General features: G+C 63.8%; 15 protein-coding genes. 14 read left to right on the top strand and 1 reads right to left on the bottom strand.

The features are described from left to right. The first annotated feature begins 60 nt into the window (after positions 1–60). From O3301_RS19505 to bla, 12 genes are all read left to right on the top strand, one after another. Complete coding sequence (locus tag O3301_RS19505) at positions 61–762, top strand: Crp/Fnr family transcriptional regulator (protein ID WP_251351247.1); 702 nt, start codon at positions 61–63, stop codon at positions 760–762. 62 nt (positions 763–824) lie between these two features. Then, positions 825–1,418 (top strand): hypothetical protein, encoded by a 594-nt coding sequence (locus O3301_RS19510; protein ID WP_289915723.1) that lies wholly within the window; start codon positions 825–827, stop codon positions 1,416–1,418. Positions 1,419–1,475: 57 nt separating this feature from the next. Next, complete coding sequence (locus tag O3301_RS19515) at positions 1,476–1,841, top strand: DUF2946 domain-containing protein (RefSeq protein WP_305057209.1); 366 nt, start codon at positions 1,476–1,478, stop codon at positions 1,839–1,841. 62 nt (positions 1,842–1,903) lie between these two features. Further along, the gene (locus O3301_RS19520; RefSeq protein WP_251351250.1) at positions 1,904–2,500 is read left to right on the top strand and encodes an SCO family protein; all 597 of its coding nucleotides are present in this window, start codon (positions 1,904–1,906) and stop codon (positions 2,498–2,500) included. Positions 2,501–2,520: 20 nt separating this feature from the next. Then, positions 2,521–2,991 (top strand): copper chaperone PCu(A)C, encoded by a 471-nt coding sequence (locus O3301_RS19525; RefSeq protein ID WP_099664464.1) that lies wholly within the window; start codon positions 2,521–2,523, stop codon positions 2,989–2,991. Positions 2,992–3,113: 122 nt separating this feature from the next. Further along, positions 3,114–3,788, top strand: a complete 675-nt coding sequence (locus O3301_RS19530; RefSeq protein WP_305057210.1) for a CerR family C-terminal domain-containing protein — start codon at positions 3,114–3,116, stop codon at positions 3,786–3,788. Then, on the top strand, positions 3,785–5,005 hold the full coding sequence (locus O3301_RS19535; protein ID WP_305057211.1) for a multidrug effflux MFS transporter: 1,221 nt from the start codon (positions 3,785–3,787) through the stop codon (positions 5,003–5,005). Before O3301_RS19530 ends, O3301_RS19535 begins: the two co-directional genes overlap by 4 nt. 88 nt (positions 5,006–5,093) lie before the next feature. Then, the gene (locus O3301_RS19540) at positions 5,094–6,440 is read left to right on the top strand and encodes a DUF3422 family protein (protein WP_289915713.1); all 1,347 of its coding nucleotides are present in this window, start codon (positions 5,094–5,096) and stop codon (positions 6,438–6,440) included. A 104-nt stretch (positions 6,441–6,544) separates the two neighbouring features. Further along, positions 6,545–8,044 (top strand): hypothetical protein, encoded by a 1,500-nt coding sequence (locus O3301_RS19545; RefSeq protein ID WP_305057212.1) that lies wholly within the window; start codon positions 6,545–6,547, stop codon positions 8,042–8,044. 63 nt (positions 8,045–8,107) lie between these two features. Further along, positions 8,108–8,500 carry a BlaI/MecI/CopY family transcriptional regulator gene (locus tag O3301_RS19550; RefSeq protein WP_099664459.1) on the top strand — a complete coding sequence of 131 codons (393 nt, stop codon included), beginning with the start codon at positions 8,108–8,110 and terminating at the stop codon, positions 8,498–8,500. Continuing rightward, positions 8,497–10,260 (top strand): M56 family metallopeptidase, encoded by a 1,764-nt coding sequence (locus tag O3301_RS19555; RefSeq protein WP_305057213.1) that lies wholly within the window; start codon positions 8,497–8,499, stop codon positions 10,258–10,260. The genes O3301_RS19550 and O3301_RS19555 overlap by 4 nt, the downstream gene beginning before the upstream one ends. Before the next feature lie 58 nt (positions 10,261–10,318). Continuing rightward, a complete protein-coding gene (gene bla / locus O3301_RS19560; RefSeq protein ID WP_305057214.1) occupies positions 10,319–11,275 on the top strand; it encodes a subclass B3 metallo-beta-lactamase in 957 nt (318 codons plus the stop codon). A 7-nt stretch (positions 11,276–11,282) separates the two neighbouring features. Here the strand turns inward: bla and O3301_RS19565 are convergent, their stop codons facing one another. Further along, the gene (locus O3301_RS19565; protein ID WP_305057215.1) at positions 11,283–11,606 is read right to left on the bottom strand and encodes a tetratricopeptide repeat protein; all 324 of its coding nucleotides are present in this window, start codon (positions 11,604–11,606) and stop codon (positions 11,283–11,285) included. 185 nt (positions 11,607–11,791) lie between these two features. On the opposite strand from O3301_RS19565, the gene O3301_RS19570 reads away from it, so the two are divergent. Both O3301_RS19570 and O3301_RS19575 read left to right on the top strand, forming a co-directional pair. Beyond that, positions 11,792–12,652, top strand: a complete 861-nt coding sequence (locus O3301_RS19570; RefSeq protein ID WP_289911521.1) for an AraC family transcriptional regulator — start codon at positions 11,792–11,794, stop codon at positions 12,650–12,652. Between the two features lie 119 nt (positions 12,653–12,771). Continuing rightward, on the top strand, positions 12,772–14,931 hold the full coding sequence (locus O3301_RS19575) for a TonB-dependent siderophore receptor (protein ID WP_305057216.1): 2,160 nt from the start codon (positions 12,772–12,774) through the stop codon (positions 14,929–14,931).

A 14,931-nucleotide genomic window follows, 5' to 3' on the forward strand; every position in this document is an offset into this window, starting at 1 on the left:
GGTTAGCATAGCACCGGTGCTGGAAAATCACTGTCATCTTAGTGACAACTGAAGGGTGGAATGGATAGCAACGATAGTGTAGGCCTTGCCGTGCCAGAACTCGACAGCCATGACTGGTTCACGGCCCTCGACGCGCGGCATCAGACCCTGTTGCGCGCCGACAGCGTGCTGCGGCATTACGAGGCGGGCGCCTTCATCACGCGGCGCGGCGAACCGTCGGCGCACTGGATCGGCGTGCACACGGGCTTGATCAAGCTGGCCGTCTACAACGCCGACGGGCGCGGTGCCACGTTTTCCGGCGTGCCGGCCGGCGGCTGGTGCGGCGAGGGCAGCGTGCTCAAGCGCGAACTGCGCCGTTACGACGTGGTGGCCGTGCGCGCATCGAGCATCCTCCTCGTGCCGGTGGACCTGTTTCACCTGTTGCTGGCCGAGAGCCTGTCCTTCAATGCCTTCGTCATCCGCCAGTTGAACGAGCGCATGGGCCAATTCATCGCCACCATCCAGAACCAGCGCCTGCTGGCCGTCGACGCGCAAGTGGCGCAAGCCATCGCGCAATTGTTCCACCCCATGTTATATCCGCGCACGTCCAGCGTGCTTGAGCTGTCGCAGGAAGAAATCGGCTTGTTGACGGGCATTTCGCGCCAGCGCGTGAACCAGGCGCTGGGCCATCTGGCCGAACTGAACTTGATCAGCATTGCCTACCAATCCATCCGCGTCGTCGACCTCGACGGCTTGCGCCGCTACGGCGTGGCGTCACTGTGATGACAGACCCGGCGCGCGATGTGTGGCATGCTGGCGGCTCGTTCACCACCTTGACCTGACGCATGGCCCTCGTTTCCGATCATCCCTTGCACTTGCTGGGCTTGCGCTTTCCGCTCCGGCTGCGCGTTACCGTGCGCCAGGGTTTTGTGACTTTGCACAATGAAATCGCCACCAAGAAACTGGCCAGCGGCGACAGTTTCGTCGTGCCCGCCTTCTTGCGCTTTGCCTGCGACGTGATGCCGGGGCGGGGCAAGCCGGCCGTGTTCACCCTGGCGCTGGAAGGCGAGGAGGCGGAGGGCGGCCACGGCGGCGGCAAGCGCTGGAGCCAGGCGCTGGCGCAGCACATCTTTGATACGCCGCAAGGCAAGTGGACGGCGGCCCGCCTGGCGGCCCTGTGGCAAGTGACGCCGCACAAGGCGCGGGCGCGCCTGTTTGCCGAGGGCGAGGCACTGCTCAGTCTGGTGCGCGAACAGCGCCTGGCGCACGCGCTGCACACGGCGGCGCAAGCGGATGCCGACGGCGAAGACGGCGAACGCGACCTGGCGCAAGTGGCGGCCGGTTCCGGCTTTGCCTCGATCCCCGCGTTTTGCGACGCCTGCGTGGACGTGGCGGGCGTGCGTCCCAGCCTGTTCCTGCGCGGCCAGGCGCCCGGATAGCCAGACTCCGTTATAATCGGGGCCATGGGATCATTATTGAAGCGCAAACAGTGGCATATGTGGTTCGCCTGCCTGGCGATACTGCTCAATGCGCTGTCGCCATCCCTGTCGTATGCGTTTGCCTCGCGGCACGCCAACGCGAACAATGCGGCCGTCGAGATCTGCTCGGCCAGCGGCGCCGTCTACACGCAAGCGGACCTGGCGCCGGCCGCCAAGTCCACCACCGATTCCGTGCTGCACCACATCGAACATTGCCCGTTCTGCATGAGCCATGCGGGCAGCGTGGGCTTGCCGCCGCCGTCGTCATCGACGCTGCCCGTCATCACGGGCCACGATCTGTATCCGCCCCTGTTTTACCAGGCGCCGCGGGCTCCGTTCGCGTGGCTGGCCGCCAGCCCGCGCGGCCCCCCTGCGGCTGCCTGAACGCAGCCGTCACGCTTTCCACGTCTTAACTGTATCCACTACGCCCATCGGGCCAGAATGCCATGAAACGTCGTCTTTTCCTTCTCGCCGGCACGGCGGGATTGCTTACGCTTGCCGCTTGCGAACAAGCGCCCAAACCCCATTACAACGGTCTCGACTTGACGGGAGGCGATTACAAGCCCGACTTCAAATTGAGCGGCCCCGACGGCAAGGTCTACACCCTGGCCGACTTCAAGGGCAAGTATGTGATGGTTTTCTTTGGCTTTACGCAATGTCCGGACGTGTGCCCGACGGCCCTGTCGCGCGCGCTGGAAATCCGCCAGAAGCTGGGCGCCGATGCCGACAAGCTGCAAGTGATCTTCATCAGCATCGACCCCGAGCGCGATACGCCCGAGTTGCTGGGCGAATACATGCGCGCCTTCGACCCCAGCTTCCTCGGCTTGCGCACGGACCCGCAGGCGACGGCGCAGACGGCCTTCAATTACAAGGTCTTCTACCGCCGCGTGCCCAGCGGCAGCTCGTACACGATGGACCATACGGCCATCAGCTATGTGCTCGATAACGAGGGGCGCATGCGCCTGGGCTTGAAGCACCAGTTGACGGGCGACGAGTGCGTGCAAGACATCAAGACCTTGATGAAATCGAAATACACCTTGTAACTATCACGAAAGGAATAATCATGACCCATGTCAAAACCCTGCTGGCCGCGGCCCTGACCGTGCTGTCCTTCTCCGCCGTTGCCCAGACTTCCGTGCAAATCACCGACCCGTGGGTGCGCGCCACCGTGCCGCAGCAAAAAGCCACGGGCGCCTTCATGCAGATCACGGCGCCGAAAGCCATGCGCCTGCTGGAAGTGCGCTCGCCCGTGGCGGGCGTGGCGGAAATCCACGAAATGAGCATGACGGACAATATGATGCGCATGCGCCAGGTCAAGGAAATCGCCTTGCCAGCCGGCAAAGCCGTCGAATTGAAGCCGGGCGGCTACCACGTCATGCTGCTGGAACTCAAAGGACAGGTGAAGGCGGGCGACAAGATTCCGCTGACCCTCGTCGTCGAAGGCGAGGACAAGCGCCGCGAAACCATCGAAGTCAATGCCGTGGCCCGTCCGCTGGGCGCCGCCTCGGCCCCGATGCCGGCCATGAAGCATTAAGCTGCCGATACGCCCTTGAAAAGCCCGGTTCGCCGGGCTTTTTTGCGACCGCCTGAAAGTTAAACGGCTGTTTGATATAATTCCATACTGTATTAAACAGCTGTTTAAACGATGGGAATGGCATGACGGAAGAAAAGAGAAGCGAGCAGGAAACGGAACCGGCCCGCGCGCGCATCCTGCAGGTGGCGGTGCAGCTGTTTGCCGACGAAGGCTACCGGCTCGCGTCCGTGCGCCGGATTTGCGAAGCGGCCCACGTCAACGTGGCGATGGTCAATTATTACTTTCATGGCAAGGAAGAGCTGTACCTGGCCGCCTTCGACCATGCGCGCGCGCTGGCGCGTGCCTCGGCCGCTGCCGCGCCGGACGCCGGCACTGCGGCAGCCGTGGCGCCCGTGGAACAGTTGCGCCTGGCGATACAATCGATGGTATTCGACATGCTGCGTCCGGGACCGGCTTCGCTGTTCAGCCGCCTGGTGGCGCGCGAACTGATCGAGCCGACGGCCGCCATCCACATGCTGGCAGACCGCGATGTGCGTGCGCACCATGCGCTGTTTACGGGCTTGATCCGTGGCGTGGTGGGGCAGGCCATGCCGGCGGACGTGGTGCAGAAATGCGTGTTCAGCGTGATCGGCCAGGCCGTGTTCTACGCCCGTTCGCGCATCGTGCATGAACTGGTGGCGCCGGAAATCACCTATGACGAGGCGGGCACGGCCAGCATCGCGCAGCATGTCGCCGCGTTCTCGCTGGCCGCCCTCGATGGCTTGCGCCGTCAGCATGCCGCGCAGGCGCTCGCATGAAGGCGCGCAACCTGACCCTGGTGCTGGCGGGGCTGGCCATGCTGGGCCCGTTCGCCACGGATACCTTCCTGCCGTCGTTTCCCGCGATCGGCACGCATTTCGACGTCAGCAGCGTGCTGGTGCAGCAGACCCTGAGCGTCTACCTGGCCGCGTATGCCTTCATGACCTTGTTCTACGGCACTTTGTCCGACTCCTTCGGCCGCCGTCCCGTGATCCTCGCCTCGCTGCTGATCTTTGCCGTCGGCTCCATCGGCGCCGCCTTCGCGCCCAGCTTTGGCTGGCTGTTGTTCTTCCGCGGCATGCAGGGCGCCTCGGCGGGGGCGGGCCGGGTGATCGGGCAAGCCATCGTGCGCGACAGCTTGTCGGGCGCGGCCGCGCAAAAGATGCTGGCCAATATCATGATGGTGTTCGGCATCGCGCCCGCCATCGCGCCCATCATCGGCGGCTGGCTGCACGTGGCGTATGGCTGGCAATCGACGTTCGTCTTCACGTTTTCCGTCACGGTGCTGCTGGCGCTCGCCTGCCTGAAAGGCTTGCCGGAAAGTCTAGCCGTCGAGCAACGCCAATCCTTCCACCCAGGCAACATCGCGCGCAATTACTGGCTGGCCTTGCGCCACCGCGCTTTCCTGCTGCGTTCGCTGGCCGTGGCCTTCGCGTTTGGCGGCTTTGCCCTGTACATCGCGTCCGCGCCGCATTTCATCCTGGAATTGCTGCGCTTGCCGGAAACGGCGTTCGGCTGGATGTTCATCCCCATGGTGGCGGGCCTGGTGGGCGGCTCGGCGCTGTCGGGCAAGCTCGCCCATGCGGTGAAAAGCACCGTGCTGGTGCGCTGGGGCTTGCTGGCCATGGTCGCCACGGGAGCGCTCAACATTGCATATAACCATTGGTTCGCGGCCAGCATCCCGTTCGCCGTCGTGCCCGTGATGCTGTACGCGTTCGGCATGTCGCTGGCCTTGCCGGGCATGACCATGTCGACGCTCGACATCTTCCCGCAGATGCGGGGCCTTGCCGCCTCGTTGCAAAACTTCGTGCAAATGCTCGTGTTTGCGCTGGTGTCCGGTTTTGTCGCACCGTTGCTGTTCGACAGCGCATTGAAATTGGCGCTGGGACAGGCTTCGGCCGTGGCGCTGGCCGCGTTTTTCTGGTGGCTGGGCACGCGCCAGGACGCGGCGCAGGGCGTCGCTGGGAGTTGCCAAAACAGCATGAGCGGAGTTTGAAAAGGATGGCATGCTTTCTGCTTTGTTACACTGTGACAATCAGACCCGCGAGGGTCTAAGCAGTTTTGCAACTTTACCTTTGGCTATCATGCACTTGATTAACTCCAGTTTGAACCACGCCTTGCGCGTGCCGCTGGCCGCGGAAATCCACTCGCGGCCATTCTTGCAGCTCGACGCCCCCGAGCTGATCACCCATCTGGCCGTGTATAAAGATGACAGCGCGGCGCCGGGTGCGTCGAATATGGCGGCCCAGCACGCCACCCTGGCGGCCCTGTGCACGCATTTCGGCGTCACGCCGCCAAGCACCGAAGCCAAGTATTTTTATTACGACTTCGGCCGCTTCCGCCTGAAATGGGAATGCCACACGGAATTTGCCACGTTCACCTTCGCCGAGCATCCCGGTAGCGCCTTGCCCCTGGAGCAGGCGTTCGAGCGCATGCCTTTGGCGCAATTGCCGCAGCAATGGCTGGCGGGCTTGAAGGGCAAGCTGATGGTGGCGGCGCACGTGGTGCTGGAGCAGGCGACCGAGCCGGCCGAGATTTTCATGCAGGGCTTGTCGCGCGTGTTCGAAGGCAATACCCTGGCCGGCAGCAAGGTGCTGCAGGGCGGCGAATTGTGGACGGATTTCACCATCCAGTCCGACGGCTTCAGCCGTTTCGTCATCCGCGATGCGGGCATGCGTTCGCAGCAGTCGGGCCGCTTGGTGCAGCGCGTGCTGGAAATCGAAACCTACCGCATGATGGCCTTGTTGGGCTTGCCTTACGCCATGCAGGCGGCGCCATCCTTGAATGCCATCGAGAACGAATTGGCGACCCTGGCGGCCGCCATGGTCGATACGGACGACGCGCCGGGCCTGGTCAAGGCCGACGAAGGCGTGGCCGAACAAACCTTGCTCGACCGCATCACGCGTTTGGCGGCCCGCATTGAAAAGCTGTCGCTCGACAATAGCTACCGTTTTTCCGCCTCGAAAGCCTACATGGGCCTCGTCAAGGCGCGCATCGACGAGTTGCGCGAAGTGCGCATCGAAGGCATCCCCACGGTCGAGGAATTCATGGACCGCCGTTTGACGCCCGCCATGAATACGTGCGCTGCGATGGCCAGCCGCCAGGAAGCGATGGCGCAGCGCATCGCCAACACGAATGACTTGCTGCGCACGCGCGTGGGCATCGTGCAGGAATTGCAGAACCGGCAAATCCTGCAATCGATGAACGCCCGCGCGGCGCAGCAGCTGCGCCTGCAGCAAGCGGTGGAAGGCTTGTCCGTGGCCGCCATTTCGTATTACGTGATCGGCCTGTTCAGCTACACGGGCAAGGCGGCCAAGGTGCTGGGCTTGCCCGTGAATCCGGAAATCCTCGTCGGCGCGCTGGTGCCGTTCGTGGCGGCCGCCGTGTGGCTGGGACTGCGCCGCATGCACCACAAGCTGCACGCGGACTGAACAGGACGACATCGCGCTGTCATTTTTGCTATCTTTCAACATTCGACCGTCAGGTGTTTTGAAAAGGAAGTTGCGTGCTAGCGAATGTTGGAGATGTTTACAGTGTGTTTTCGCCCGAGCTGCAGCAGTATGTGGCTTGCCAGGTCACCCGCATCAAGGATGCATCCTCGTCCAGGCCGGTAGCTGCCGTGCTGGAGCTGGACTGGACCGGCGACGCCTTGCCCGATGCGGCGGCCGTGCAAGCCATGCGGCCGCTGCTGTGCGATTATTTCTTCTGGAACAATCGCCACGATCACTGCTATGCCACGGCGAACGTGCCGCCTGGCTATACGCTCGTTGGCAATATCGCGCCGCTGGTGGATGTGGAAGTGAACAGCTACCGCAGCGCCTGGTACGTGGGCGACAGCGTGCTGCGCCAGCGCAACTGGGAGCGCATCGATCCGCTGCGGCGCCAGCAGTTCAAGGCCGCGTCGGACAAGCGTGAAGTGACCTTGGGCGGCCAGGTCTTCCGGCAAGACGCGACGAAAATCAATGACAGCGTCTTGCAGGCGCTGGGCGACGTGTCCGAGCTGGAGCAACTGCCTTGCCTGATGTCGATCGAGACTGGCAATGGCACGCAAGCCTTGATGGAGTTTATCCAAGGCAACCCCTTCATCAATGAGCTGGACTGGCAATCATCGACGGTGCATGCGCTCGATTTCAGCGGCAGCGGCCTGGAACGCCTGATCCTGCAGCCCGATGGCGTCACCAGCCTCGTCTTGAACGAAGGCTTGAACCTTCTCGCGCTGGACAGCGCGCCATCGCCGGCGCTGCGCATCGAAGATGGCGCAGATGGCCGCCACCTGACACTGCAGTGCAAGCACGCGCTGCCGCCGTTCCACGGTCTCGGCCAGCTGGGCGGCCTGTCGCTGATCGGCATGAAGGAAATTGATCTGGCGCAAGTGGCGCGGCGTTTTCCCCATCTGACATCCTTGCGCATCTGGGGTAAACCGGGAATGGCGTCGCAGATGGCCAGCCTTGCGCAGCTGGCCCGGCTGCGGACGTTCACCGCCTATGACTTGTTCGGCTTCACGGAGGAGGAGTTCCCATCGGCCGCGCAATTGCCGCAGCTGTCCGCCTTGTGGCTGACCAGCTTGCCAGCCGATGTCGCCAAGGCCATCAAGGCCGGCTACAAGAAAGCGGCGGCGCAGGGACTGGACTTATCGGTCACCAAGGCGCGCAAGCCGGAATGGCTGGCTGAAAACCTGCTCAACCCATTCCGCGACTGGGATGGCCGCGAGCAAATTTCCCCTGCGTATGCGAAAAAGGCGGCGCTGGCCTACAAGAACATGCTGGCCGTGACGCGCAGCCTCGATGCGGCCATGGCGGAGACGGCCGCCGCCGCCGCGCTGGAAGCGATGGTCGCCGCCTATGTGGAGGCATTCAACAAGATCGAGCGGCGCGCCAGCATCATCGAGACGGTCGAGCGCGAGGAAATCTACACGGTGCTGGCGGAATTGCTGGCCCAGCTGCGGCAGCAATTGCAGCAAGCGGGCGGGCAGGGGGCCGCGCTCGTCGACGAGGCGGCCTTGCTGGACTTGTTCGACCGCTTGCGCGAATTCTAGGCTTGCCGGCAATCTAGAAAAAAAGTTCTAGACAGGACGTTCTAGACTGGGTATTCTAGCGTCATGCTAAAAAATACCTCCACTCCCCATCCCACGGCCGCCGAACTGGACCTGCTGCGCATCCTGTGGCAGCGCGGTCCGTCCGACGCCCGCGCCGTGTATGACGCCCTGGCCGCGGAGCGTGCCGACGCCAGCTACGCCACCGTGCTGCGCCAGTTGCAATTGATGCATGGCAAGGGTTTGCTGAGCCGCGATGAAAGCCAGCGGCCGCAGCTGTATGCCGCCGTCGAAGCGCAGGAAAAACTGCAGACCAGCCTGCTCAAGGACTTGATCGGCAAGGTGTTTTCCGGTTCCGGCAAGGCGCTCGTGCTGACGGCGCTGCGCGAGCACGTGAGCGACGCGGAACGCCTGGAAATTGAAAAAATTCTGAGCAGCAAGGATGGCAAGGCGCCATGAACGTGGACATGCACCTCGGCATCGATGTGGGCAACCTTGTCCCCGCGCTGGGCTGGGTCTTGCTGTATTTCGTCTGGCAGGGCTTGATCGTCGGCGCCGTATCTGCCGTAGTGCTCCGGCTGCTGCGCCACGCCAGCGCGCGCTGGCGCTATGCCGTCTGCGCGCTGGCGTTGCTGTTGTGCCTGTGTATTCCCTTTGTGCACCTGCTGTCTCTGTTGTCGGGCGTCTCGCCGGCCCGGCTGCCGGTGGACGCGCCGCCCGCCTGGCGCGCCGCGCTGCAAGCGTGGATGCCGGCCCTGGTGCTGGCCTGGAGCGCGGGCGTTGGCCTGATGAGCTTGCGCCTGTGCCTGGGCCTGGCCTGGGTCGGCAAGCTGCGCCGCCAGGCGGTGGCCGCACCGTCCATCTGGCAGGCGCGCGTCGATGCGCTGGCGCAGCGCATGGGCTTGCACCGCAGCCGCCAGGTGCCGCTCAAGCTGCATGCGGGCTTGTCCAGCCCCGTGACGGTGGGGTTCTGGCGCCCCGTCATCCTGCTGCCGGCCGCCTTGCTGAGCGGCATGCCCGTCGCCTTGCTGGAAGCGCTGCTGGCGCATGAGCTGGCCCACGTGCGGCGCTGGGATTATCTGGTCAACCTGTTGCAAAGCGTGGCCGAGGCGCTGCTGTTTTTTCACCCCGTCGTCTGGTGGCTGTCGGCGCGCATGCGGGCCGAACGGGAGCAGGTGGCCGACGCCCTGGCGGCGCAAGCGCTGCAAGACCCGCAGCAGCTGGCCACGGCGCTGCATGCGCTGTCCCTGCACGCTGCCGCGCCGCATCATTCCGGCTTGCTGATGTCGGCACGGGGTGGAGCCTTGCTGACGCGCATAGAACGCCTGATGGCGCCCGGCCCGGACACGGCCGGCTGGAAACTGGCCGTGCCCGCCTTGCTGCTGGCTTGCGCCACCTTGCTGCTGCAGGTGCAGGGCAAGCCCGCCGTCAACGGGGCGACCCTGGCCGAGGCCGCCTCCGGCATGCTGGCCTTGCCCGTCAGCGCGAAACACATGCTGGTGTTCGATGACGCCAGCGGCAAGGTGCTGATGGCGAAGGATGCGGACACCGTCGTGCCCATCGCCTCGATCACCAAGTTGATGACGGCCATGGTGGTGCTCGATGCGGGCCTCGACCCGGAGGAACAGCTGCGCATCGTGCGCGCCGATGGCGACGCTTCCATGCAGCGCCACAGCCTGCTGGCCGAGGGCGTGGCCGTGTCGCGCGGCGCGCTGTTGCAACTGGCGCTGCTGCCATCCGAAAACCGCGCCGCCGCCGCGCTGGCGCGCACTTATCCGGGCGGCGGCGCGGCGTTCCATCAAGCCTTGCAGGCGAAGATACGCCAGCTGGGCTTGCGCCGCACCACCTTGACGGACCCGGTCGGCAGTTCGCCGGCGAATACGTCCACGGCCAGCGAAGTGGCGAAAATCGTCGCGGCGGCCGCGCGCTATCCGGACATCGCACGCATCACCAGCCACCCGCAGGCGAGCGTGGCCGTCAATGGCAGGACGCGCACCTTGCACAATACCAACCCGCTGGTGGGCGGCAAGGGCTGGGACATCTTGCTGTCGAAGACGGGCAGCAGCAACGCGGCGGGCAGCTGCCTGACGATGCGCATGCGCAGCGGCGGCAAGCACGTCACCGTGGTGCTGCTGGACGCCGCCGGCGCGCAGCGGCGCTCGCTCGACGCCGGACACATCCGCGACACCCTGGCCGACAGGACCGGCCGCATGCATTGATACCCCCCCCGGGCGCGCCAGTGCGGGCGCCCTTCTTTTTGACACTCTGGAGATGAAGATGACACTATTGGCGAAGTTGATGCTGGCTACGGTTGCGACCATGGCGGCTGGCACGGTGCAGGCGAAGACGCCCGCACCGGTGCAGGACAAACCTGTTAATTGCGACAATTGCAAGGAATGGAACGCGCCCGTCAAGCCGTTCAATGTCTTTGGCAATACCTGGTATGTGGGCACGGCCGGCCTGTCCGCAGTGCTGGTGACGAGTCCGCAGGGCCATATCCTGCTCGACGGCGCGCTGCCGCAATCGGCGCCCCTGATCATCGCGAATATCCAGGCGCTGGGCTTTCGCATCGAGGACGTGAAAGTCATCCTCAATTCGCATGCCCATTGGGACCATGCGGGCGGCATTGCCGCGTTGCAACGGGCCAGCGGCGCCACCGTGATGGCCAGCGCCTCGGGCGCCCTTGGCCTGCAAAGCGGCACGAATGGCAAGGACGATCCGCAGTACCAGGCCAATCCCGTCGTGCACGTCGCCAAGGTGCGCAAGGTCAGCCTGGTGGGCGAGGGCGATACCGTCAAGGTCGGACCGTTGACTTTGACGGCCCACATGACGCCGGGCCACACGCCAGGCGGCACGACGTGGACGTGGACCTCGTGCGAAGGCGACCGTTGCCTGGACGTCGTGTATGCGGACAGCCTGAACCCGTATGCGAGCGGCGATTTCACGTACACGGGCAAAGGCAAGGGAAGTTCGCCAGATATTTCGGCTTCGTTCGAAGCGAGCATCGCCAAGGTGGCGGCCTTGCCATGCGACATCATCATCCCCGTGCATCCGGGCACGACGGACGTGCTGGGCAAGGCCTCCAGACGCAGCGGCACAGACAATCCCCTGATCGACGCCAGCGCCTGCCGCGCCTATGCGGCCGAAGCGGGCGGCTTGCTGGCCAAGCGCCTGGCGAAGGAGCGGGGCGAAACGCTGCCTGCGGAGGCCAAGGGCGCGGCGCACGCGCACTAAGCCGTTTTTACTGTGCCGCCTGCTGCTGTTTTTGCAGGCGTTTCAGGAATACCGTCATTTCCTTGACGGCTTGCAAGTCGCCTTGCTGCTGGGCCACCGTCATACCGGTGGTCCAGGCGGCTTGCGCGTCATCCAGCCGGCCCAGCTGGTGCAAGGCCTTGCCCAGCAGCTTCCAGGCGGCGGAATAGCCCGGTTGCTGCGCGGTGGCTTGCGCCAGGTGCAGGGCCGCTTGCTGTGCGTCATGCTCTTTCAGGCAGGCATCTCCCAGACCAAAGCGCAGCAGCGCGTTGTCGCGCCCCTGCGCCAGGAGTTTTTCCAGTTTTTCACGCATGCCCAGCCTCATTAATATGCAAGTATACCCTTGTATATTAACGCTTCCGCGTGCCTGTAACAAGCCGACGCGTTCACTCGTGCAAGCGTTCGTGGATTTTCTGGCGCAGATCTTCCATGGCCGGCACGCATCCGAGACTTCGCTGTGTTACCATAAATGAGAATTATTCTCATATGGAGTAGGGCGTGGTATCGACTGTGTGGACGCGGCAACTGTCTTCCGAACTGACCTTGTCGGCCGGTTCCGTGCTGTCACCCACTCCCATCACCGTCAATACGCCCGTGTTCGAGGGTTTGCAAGTCATCGTCTCGCTGAACGGCAAGTTGAGCGGCAGCGTGGATGGCCGCGCGCCGTTCGCCATTACCGATGCGGGCGTCTACCTGGTGCTGGCGCGGGGCCGCCACGAAGGCTGCGACCGCTTTGAAGCGAATACCCTGCAGCGCTACGTGAAAGTGGGACTCGACGCCGGCCATGCGCAGCGCAGCGGTTTCGACCTGGAACGCCTGGCCGTCACGGGCGGCCAGCAGCTGCACCGTGATGGCGTGCTGGTGATGCGCCAGGTGTTGACGCCGGCCCTGCGGGCCATCGCCACGCAGATCCTGATGTGCCCCTTCGACGGCGCCGTGCGCGACATGTATATGGCGGGCAAGGCGCTGGAGATGGCGGCCGTGGCCAGCGACCGGGTACTGGGACGGTCGCGGGGCGGCGCTGGCGGCGCGGATTTGAGCGCCTTCGAGATTGAGCGCCTGCAGCAGGCGCGCGAGCTGGCCGAGCAGCATTTCCAGCAACCGCTGGGTTTGCCTGAAATAGCCAGATTGAGCGGCTTGAACGTGAAGAAGCTGACGGCCGGCTTTCGCCAGCTGTTTGGCGTCAGCGTGTTCGAGCATGTGCAGGATTACCGTCTGCAGGAAGCCTATCGCATGCTCAGTGCGGGCGGTTATACGGTGACCCAGGTGGCGTGCTTTGTCGGCTATGCCATTCCGCATTTTTCCACCTTGTTTCGCAAGCGTTTCGGCATGCCGCCCAGCCAGCTGGCGCGCGCATAGCCGGCTGCATCTTTTCCGTTTTTCGTAAGCCGAAGGCCCGATAACGAAAGCAGCCGGTGCTTCCAGATTTTATGATGAATGATATTCATTCTCATTTAAAGCCTGGAAGGACACACCGTATGTCACGCTCGCAGTCCCACCGTTTGCCGCGCCTTGTGCGCGCCGTTCCCATTCCTCTCGTGCTGGTCCTGGCTTGCCGCGCCGCCTATGCCGCCGCAGCGCCGGAGGCGCCGCAAGCCATGCAAGGCGTGACGATCGAAGCGCAGCGCTTGAAAATCGCCACGCAAAGCACGACATCGAGCAAGACGGATACGGCGCTGATCGAAACGCCCGCTTCCGTTTCCGTCATCACGCGCGACCAGATGGATGCCCAGGGCATCCAGTCTGTCGGCGAGGCGCTGCGTTATTCGGCCGGCGTGCTGGCCAGTCCGTCGATGGCTGCGTCGCAGCGCTATGATCGTTTCGATAACGTCAAGATCCGCGGCTTCGACGTGGGCAGCAACGGCATGCTGCGCGACGGCTTGCGCGGCACCACAGTGCAAGCCTGGCCCAAGGTCGAGCCGTATGGCCTGGAAGCGGTGGAAGTGTTGCGGGGACCCAGTTCCGTGCTGTATGGCCAGAATTCGCCGGGCGGCATCGTCAACCAGATCAGCAAACAGCCGCTGTTTCAGCCATACCGGGAGCTGCAATTGCAGACGGGCAACTTCCACCGCAAGCAGGTGCAGGGCGATGTGAGCGGCCCCGTGGGCGAGGGCGGCGACTGGGCTTACCGCATGACGGGCTTGCTGCGCGATAGCGATTCCCAATTCACAGGCGTGCCGGACGACAAGGTATATTTCGCGCCCGCACTTGCCTGGCGCCCCAGCGCGGCCACCAGCCTGACCTTGCTGGCCGATTACACGCGCGACAAGTTCGGTCCGCCCGCCGTGGTGGCGCCCATCCAGGGCACCCTGTTGCCAAACCGCCATGGCCGCCTTCCCTACAACCAGATGCTCAACGAAAAGGGCCTGGACAATCACCGCGTGCAATACTCGCTGGCCTATCTGCTTGAGCACCGCATCGACGACGTGTGGAGCGTGCATTCCAAGGCCCGCTACGGGCGGGTCAATCTGATCACGGAAACCATCCAGGGCCGCCTGCTGGCCGACCAGCGCACCTTGCGCCGCACGCCATATTTCTTCGATATCGATGGCGAGAGTTGGTCGCTGGATAACAATGCCAAGGCCAGCTGGCGCAGCGGCGGCGCCGAATTCGAAACCCTGGTGGGCCTCGACTATCGCCACACGAAAGAGGATTATGTGCTCAATGGCGGCCCGGCCGGCGCCGAGATTGATATATATCAGCCTGTCTACCTGGGCCATATGCTGCCCACGCCGGAGCGCTATGCCAGCACCGTGCAAAGCTCGGACCAGTACGGCCTGTACGCGCAGCAACAGATCAAGCTGGCGCGGCAATGGGTGCTCAGCGCTGGACTGCGCAAGGATTGGTCGGACACGTCCACGCGCGACCGCCTGGACGGCGTCACGCCGCCGTCGCAAAAGGATGACGCGCTGACGTGGAAGGCGGGCGCCGTCTATCTGGCCGAGAATGGCCTGGCACCTTATGTCAGCCTGATGACCTCGTTCAATCCCGTGCTGGGCAACGATTTCTATGGCAAATCCTACGACCCCACCAAGGGCAAGCAGGCGGAAGTGGGCGTGAAATACCAGCCGCCCGGTTTCGACGGATTTTTCACGGCATCCGTGTTTGATTTGCGTCAGGAAAACGTGCAGACCCTGGACCCGAACAATTCGCTGAACCGTTTGCAGACGGGCGAAATCAAATCGCATGGCGTGGAACTGGATGCGCTGGCCAATCTCACGCGCAATTTCAACGTGGCGGCCAACGTCACGTGGAACCGCCTGGAAGTGAGTAAAAGCAATAACGTCAATGAAGTGGGCAAGCGTCCCGTCGGCATGCCGGAGACCATGGCCAGCGTATGGGGCAAGTACAAACTGGTGCAAGGCCCGCTGGCGGGACTGGGCATAGGCCTGGGCTTGCGCTACACGGGCGCCACCAAGGCCGACGTCGCCAACCGTATCGACGTGCCCTCCTACCTGCTGACGGACCTGGCGCTGGACCTGGATCTGCTGCGGCTGTCGCCGTCCCTGCGGGGCACGCAGCTGGCGTTGAACGTGACGAATCTGAGCAACAAGCATTATTACGACAGTTGTTCATCGAGCAATTGCAGCACGGGCGATGCGCGCCGCTTGCTGCTGACCGTCAAGCATGCGTGGTGA

The organism is Janthinobacterium sp. SUN211 (assembly GCF_030587315.1).
GTDB classification, from domain to species: Bacteria; Pseudomonadota; Gammaproteobacteria; order Burkholderiales; family Burkholderiaceae_D; genus Janthinobacterium; species Janthinobacterium kumbetense.

Excerpts from the sequence above, each read along its gene's own strand:
- O3301_RS19505 (WP_251351247.1), top strand. The coding sequence starts at position 61 with ATGGATAGCAACGATAGTGTAGGCCTTGCCGTGCCAGAACTCGACAGC.
- O3301_RS19510 (WP_289915723.1), top strand. The coding sequence starts at position 825 with ATGGCCCTCGTTTCCGATCATCCCTTGCACTTGCTGGGCTTGCGCTTT.
- O3301_RS19515 (WP_305057209.1), top strand. The coding sequence starts at position 1,476 with ATGTGGTTCGCCTGCCTGGCGATACTGCTCAATGCGCTGTCGCCATCC.
- O3301_RS19520 (WP_251351250.1), top strand. The coding sequence starts at position 1,904 with ATGAAACGTCGTCTTTTCCTTCTCGCCGGCACGGCGGGATTGCTTACG.
- O3301_RS19525 (WP_099664464.1), top strand. The coding sequence starts at position 2,521 with ATGACCCATGTCAAAACCCTGCTGGCCGCGGCCCTGACCGTGCTGTCC.
- O3301_RS19530 (WP_305057210.1), top strand. The coding sequence starts at position 3,114 with ATGACGGAAGAAAAGAGAAGCGAGCAGGAAACGGAACCGGCCCGCGCG.
- O3301_RS19535 (WP_305057211.1), top strand. The coding sequence starts at position 3,785 with ATGAAGGCGCGCAACCTGACCCTGGTGCTGGCGGGGCTGGCCATGCTG.
- O3301_RS19540 (WP_289915713.1), top strand. The coding sequence starts at position 5,094 with ATGCACTTGATTAACTCCAGTTTGAACCACGCCTTGCGCGTGCCGCTG.
- O3301_RS19550 (WP_099664459.1), top strand. The coding sequence starts at position 8,108 with ATGCTAAAAAATACCTCCACTCCCCATCCCACGGCCGCCGAACTGGAC.
- O3301_RS19555 (WP_305057213.1), top strand. The coding sequence starts at position 8,497 with ATGAACGTGGACATGCACCTCGGCATCGATGTGGGCAACCTTGTCCCC.
- bla (WP_305057214.1), top strand. The coding sequence starts at position 10,319 with ATGACACTATTGGCGAAGTTGATGCTGGCTACGGTTGCGACCATGGCG.
- O3301_RS19565 (WP_305057215.1), bottom strand. The coding sequence starts at position 11,606 with ATGCGTGAAAAACTGGAAAAACTCCTGGCGCAGGGGCGCGACAACGCG.
- O3301_RS19575 (WP_305057216.1), top strand. The coding sequence starts at position 12,772 with ATGTCACGCTCGCAGTCCCACCGTTTGCCGCGCCTTGTGCGCGCCGTT.